5 protein-coding genes and 1 pseudogene are annotated in these 5,701 nt (G+C 65.9%); 4 read left to right on the top strand and 2 right to left on the bottom strand.

What is annotated here, in order from left to right:
* Positions 1-296: pseudogene (locus tag EN780_RS26215) on the top strand (allophanate hydrolase); the annotation flags it as partial.
* A gap of 66 nt (positions 297-362) precedes the next feature.
* Here EN780_RS26215 and uxuA read toward each other — a convergent pair.
* Positions 363-1,547: a mannonate dehydratase gene (uxuA, locus tag EN780_RS26210; RefSeq protein ID WP_128275741.1), complete on the bottom strand. Its 1,185-nt coding sequence runs from the start codon at positions 1,545-1,547 to the stop codon at positions 363-365.
* 175 nt (positions 1,548-1,722) lie between these two features.
* Here uxuA and EN780_RS26205 point away from each other — a divergent pair, with 175 nt between their 5' ends.
* From EN780_RS26205 to EN780_RS26195, 3 genes are all read left to right on the top strand, one after another.
* Complete coding sequence (locus EN780_RS26205) at positions 1,723-2,505, top strand: SDR family oxidoreductase (protein ID WP_127392734.1); 783 nt, start codon at positions 1,723-1,725, stop codon at positions 2,503-2,505.
* Between the two features lie 151 nt (positions 2,506-2,656).
* Positions 2,657-3,355, top strand: a complete 699-nt coding sequence (locus tag EN780_RS26200; protein ID WP_127286171.1) for a GntR family transcriptional regulator — start codon at positions 2,657-2,659, stop codon at positions 3,353-3,355.
* Positions 3,356-3,610: 255 nt separating this feature from the next.
* The gene (locus EN780_RS26195) at positions 3,611-4,966 is read left to right on the top strand and encodes a glutamine synthetase family protein (RefSeq protein ID WP_128275740.1); all 1,356 of its coding nucleotides are present in this window, start codon (positions 3,611-3,613) and stop codon (positions 4,964-4,966) included.
* A gap of 131 nt (positions 4,967-5,097) precedes the next feature.
* Here EN780_RS26195 and EN780_RS26190 read toward each other — a convergent pair.
* The coding region (locus tag EN780_RS26190) for an ABC transporter permease (RefSeq protein ID WP_133372722.1) at positions 5,098-5,701 on the bottom strand (604 nt) is incomplete at its 5' end.

The raw sequence follows: 5,701 nt of genomic DNA, 5'->3' as shown, positions 1-5,701 counted from the left end.
CCGGCCAGACCACACCCAAACCGGGGCTCATCCGGGTCGGCAGCGGCGGCGCCGCGATCGAGGTCGAGGTCTGGCGGCTTTGCGCCGATGCCTTCGGCCGTTTCGTCGCCGCCATTCCGCCGCCGCTCGGCATCGGCACCATCGAGCTCAACGACGGCACATCGGCGAAAGGGTTCCTGGCCGAAACCGCCGGCCTGCTGGCTGCGACGGACATCTCCGCCTATGGCGGCTGGCGCAATTTCGTCGCCAGGACCCACGAGGCGCGGCGGCAACTGGAAAGCGTTCCCTCCAGATGAACGGAGGGGCCAGCCGGATCGGCAGGGTTCAAGGCCCGCCTCGCTGAAGGGTTCGGGGGAGCAGCCTCAGGCCAGTTCGAACCGCTCCACCGCCCGCATGATGCCGCGCAATTCGGCAAGGCCCTTGAGCCGCCCGATCAGCGAATAGCCGGGGTTGATCCTGGTCTTGCCGATGTCGTCGGCAAGCAGGTGGCCATGATCCGGACGCATCGGGATGCGCCAGTCGGACCGGCCTTCCTTGCGCCGCCGCGCCTCCTCCTTCATCAGCGCCAGGATGACCGCCGCCATGTCGGTCGAGCCCTCCAGATGCTCGGCCTCGTAGAAGGAGCCGTCCGCCTCGCGCGTCACGTTGCGCAGATGCGCAAAATGGATCCTTGGCGCGAATTCCCCGATCATCGCGACAAGATCGTTGTCGGCGCGCACGCCGTAGGAGCCGGTGCAGAAGGTCAGGCCGTTGGCCGGGCTGTCGACCGTCTCCAGGATGAAGCGCGCGTCGGCGGCGGTGGAGACGACCCGCGGCAGCCCGAACAGCGAGAAGGGCGGATCGTCCGGGTGGATGCACATGCGCGCCCCGACCTCCTCGGCGACCGGGATGATCTCCTTCAGGAACCAGGCCAGGTTGGCGCGCAGTTCAGCCGGGCCGATCGCGTCGTAATCGGCGAGCGCCTCGCGCATCGTCTCGCGATTGTACTTGCGCTCGGTGGCCGGCAGGCCGGCGATCAGGTTGCGCTCGACCTTTTCGATCTGCTCGTCGCTGAGCGATTTCAGCCGCGCTTCCGCTTCCTCGAGACGCGCCGGGCTGTAGCTCGCCTCGGCATTCTTGCGCTTAAGCACGAAGACGTCATAGGCGGCGAAGTCGATCGCATCGAAACGCAACGCGTAGCCGGTGGTCGCCAGCCGGTACATGAGATCGGTGCGGGTCCAGTCGACCACCGGCATGAAATTGTAGCAGATGGTGGAGATGCCGGCCTTGGCCAGCGCCCTAATCGTGTCCTTGTACCAGCCGGCATAGCGCTGCCGCTCCGCAGAACCGATCTTGATCGAGTTGTGGACGGGAATGCTTTCCACCACCGACCAGGTGAGCCCGGCCGCCTCGACGATGCGCTTGCGCTCGAGGATGGCATCGAGCGGCCAGGCGCTGCCGTCATAGATGTTGTGCAAGGCCGTCACGATGCCGGTCGCTCCGGCCTGCTTGATATGGTCGAGCGTGACCGGATCGTCCGGCCCGTACCAGCGCCAGCATTGTTCCATGAGTGCCTCTTTCCTGATTCCGGCGGACCTTATTGTCGGCCTTGACGGCGAGTCAAATCGGGCAGCCAAAGTCGACGGGACGCGCGTTCTTGTCGCCCGTCATCCAGCGCATTATGAGGATCGGCAACGGCGCCGCGCGCCAGAAAATCCCGGCGGACAATCACGGAGTTTGGCAATGAAGGATTTCGACGGCAAGGTCGCCCTGGTGACGGGGACGACCGGGATCGGCCTGGCAAGCGCCAGGCGCCTGGCGGCGGGCGGGGCGGCGATCATCGCGCTCGGCATCGACGAGCACGCCAATGCGGCGATGCAGGCCGAATTCGACCGCAACGGCGCCGCCGCGCTGGTGGCGACTGTCGATGTGTCCGTGCCGGACCAGGTCGCCCAGGCGATCGCCGACGGTGTCGGCCGCTTCGGCGGGCTGGACGTCATCGTCAACTCCGCAGCCGTCCATCCCTACGGCACCGCCACCGGCACCGATTTCGAGACCTGGAACCGGGCGATGTCCGTCAATGTCGGTTCCATCTACCTCACCGCCCACTACGGCATCCCCGAGATGATCAAGCGCGGCGGCGGCGCCATCGTCAACGTCGCCTCGGTGCAAGGCACTGCCTGCCAGCAGAACGTCGCCGCCTATGCCACCACCAAGGGCGCCATCCACACGCTGACGCGCTCGCTGGCGCTCGACTATGCCCGCCAGGGCATCCGCGTGAATTCGGTCAGCCCGGGGTCGGTCCGCACGCCGATCCTCGAGAGGGCCGCGCGCGGCGACGACCCGAACGCCGACATCGAGGCCGCCTTCAAGCGCTTCGGCGAGGCGCACCCGCTCGGCCGCATCGGCGAGCCGGAGGAAGTGGCCGAACTCATCGCCTTCCTGTGCTCGTCCAAGGCAAGCTTCTGCACCGGCGCCGACTACAGGATCGACGGCGGCCTGCTGGCCGGCATTGGCGTCAGATGAGGGCATCGACGGCAGCGGGACGGATGGCCGCCGCCCGCACTTGCGGCGGCGCGCTTTAACCGTCTATCGTGGTTCGAAAGCCCGTAACGCATCCGGCCCGCCGACAGAGCGACTGGGCAGTTTTCAGGACGAGTGAAGCAACGCATCGCCAATGGCCGACAAATCGCAATTCGGGCTGACCGCTGTCGATACCGTTCCGTTGCATGAGAAAGTCTATCTGGAGCTCGTGCGCGCACTGATGTCGGGCCAGCTGCAGCCCGGCCAGAAGCTGACCTCGCGCAAGCTCGCCAAGGAGCTCGGCACCAGCGACATGCCGGTGCGCAGCGCCTTCACCCGGCTGCAGGCGCTGCGGGCGCTGAGCCCGATGCCGAACGGCAGCGTCGAGGTGCCGCTGATCTCCGCCGAGCGCTTCCAGCAACTGACCGCCGTGCGCACGATCCTGGAAGGTACGGCCACCGGGCTCGCCACCAACCGCATCAACGGCAACAACCTGCGCGCCATCCGCCGCCATTGCACCGAGCTCACCCAAGCCGCCCGCAGCGGTGACATCGACGACTATCTGCGAAAGAACCACGACTTCAAATTCTCGATCTACCGCCACTGCGGCAACGAGCAGATGATCTTCCTGATCGAGACGGTGTGGATGCAGGTCGGCCCGTTTCTCAGGAACCTGGCGATCGGCTTCGAGGACGGCCTCGCCGGCATTCTCGGCATCGACTATCACGAGGAAGTCGTCGCGGCGATCGAGGCCGGCGACGGCGAACGGGCCCGCGCGGCCATCGTACGCGACATCGACGAGGGTGCGACACACATCCTCGGCCAGGTGAAGTTTCCGGAACTGCGCCACTAGGCAGACCGCAGGGCCATTCGAGCGCGCGCCGAAGGCCTCGCCAAATCCCGGCTTGGCTTTCCTGCGTCATCCAGCTATGTTGCGATCGCAGATCGCACAATATGGACCTGAAATGCCCCCCGATATCCCAGCTAGTAAATTGAAAAAATGAAGGAAAATTGCCTGGAAACATCCATGGCGACCTTCATGAACTCACAAGCTGAAAAATGGATATCGTAGCCGCGATGGCTACAAAAAGAACCAAGGGGTTGGAAATTGAGCGATGCAATTGCGGACGTTTTGAACTGGCTGGAAAGCAGGGAGGACATCCAGAGCCTGAGGGCCGCGGTATGCGATCTCAACGGCATCATGCGCGGGAAGCGCATTCCCGTCGAGCAGGCGCGCAAGGCGCTCGAAGGCAAGCTGCGCATGCCCTACTCGCTGATCGGGCTCGACATCTGGGGCGAGGATATCGAAGGCAATGCGCAGGTCTTCTCGACCGGCGACGCCGATGGGCTTTGCCAGTGGACCGGGCGCGGCATCCTGCCCGTCAACTGGACGGCGCATCCGACGGCGCTTCTGCCGCTGTGGCTCGCCGATGAAAACGGCGCGCCCTATCTCGGCGACCCGCGCCGCGCGCTCGCCCGCATCCTCGACCGCTACGCCGCGCTCGGCCTGACGCCGGTCACCGCGACCGAGCTCGAATTCTACCTCGTCGACCCGACATCGCAGCGGCCCGTAGGGCCTGTCTCGCCGATCACCGGCCGGCGCCTCGATTCCGATGCCGCGCTCTCGATCGACGAGATCGACGATTTCGAGGCCTTCATCCATGACGTCTACGAGGCCTGCCGCATGCAGGGCATCCCCGTCGACACCGCGATCGCCGAGAACGGCGTCGGCCAGTTCGAGATCAACCTCAACCATGTGCCGGATGCCTTGCGCACCGCCGACGACGCCGTGCTCTTCAAGCGCACCGTCAAGGGCATCGCCCGCAAGCACGGCTTTGCCGCTTGCTTCATGGCCAAGCCTTATGGCGAGCGCGCCGGCAACGGGTTCCACGTCCATTTCAGCGTCATCGATCGCGACGGCCGCAACATTTTCGACGACGGCAGCGACCAGGGCTCCGACACCATGCGCCACGCGGTGGGCGGCCTGCTCGCGGCGATGGCCGAGAGCACGCTGGTGTTCGCGCCGCATTTCAATTCCTACCGCCGGCTGCGCCCGCGCTCCTACGCGCCGACCGCGGTGGCCTGGGGCTACGAGAACCGCATGGTGGCGATCCGCATTCCCGGCGGCCCCGCCGCGGCGCGCCGCATCGAGCACCGCGTGTCCGGCGCCGACGCCAATCCCTACCTGGTGCTGGCGGCTATCCTTGGCGCGGCGCTCGTCGGGATCGAAAAGGAACTGTCGCCCGGCGAGCCAACCGGCGGCGAGGGACAAGGGCTCACGCTGGCGAAGCTGCCGCCGGACTGGGCCTCGGCCATTGCCAGCTTCGAAAGCGGGCCGCTCGTCGCCGAGATCTTCCCGGCTACGCTGCGCCAGTCCTTCGTCGCCTGCAAGCGCCAGGAATTGAACACCTTCGCGCTCAATGTCAGCGACTTCGAGATCGAGACCTATCTGGAGAGCGTCTAGAGCAATTCCAGGAAAATGTGAAACGGGTTGGGCTCGGCGGCTTCGCCGTAGCCTTCCGTCCGGAATTGCATCAAAACAATGAGTTAGAGCAGGCCGCCGTTTCCGTGAAACGGTGAATTGCTCTAGTCAGCTCACTCTCCGGTCCGCGCCCGCTGGCGTTCCTGGACGATGACCGCCAGGATCAGCAGCGCGCCCTTGGCGAGCAGTTGATAGAAGGTCGGCACGCTGGTCAGGATCATGCCGTTGTTGAGCACGCCGATGATCAGCACGCCCAGCATGGCGCCGACGATCGTGCCCTTGCCGCCCTGCAGCGCACAACCGCCGAGGATCGCTGCGGTGATCGCTTCCAGCTCCAGCCCCTGGCTGCCGGAGGCAGGCTGGCCGGACATGGTGCGGCTGGCAAGCACCAGGCCGGCCACTGCCGCCGCGAACCCGCTCATCGCATAGATAGAGATCTGGTAGCGGCGGATCGGGATCCCGGCCAGCCGCGCCACCGTCGGATTGCCGCCGAGCGCGTAGATGTTGCGGCCGACGACCGTCTCGCGGGTGAAGACGATGAACGCCGCCATCGCCGCGATCAGCAGCCAGATGGCGAAGGGCAGGCCGAAGAGCGTGCCGATGCCCAGCGCCCGCAGACTGTCGCCGGTGATCGGGATCGAGTTGCCGTTGTTCATCAGATAGGCGAGGCCGCGGAAGGCCGACATCGTTCCGAGCGTGGCGATCACCGCGTTGACC

The sequence above is a fragment of the Mesorhizobium sp. M4B.F.Ca.ET.089.01.1.1 genome (assembly GCF_004022605.1).
GTDB classification, from domain to species: domain Bacteria; phylum Pseudomonadota; class Alphaproteobacteria; order Rhizobiales; family Rhizobiaceae; genus Mesorhizobium; species Mesorhizobium abyssinicae.
Note: the sequence above shows the minus strand (reverse complement) of the source record. Positions and strands in the feature narration are given on the sequence as shown.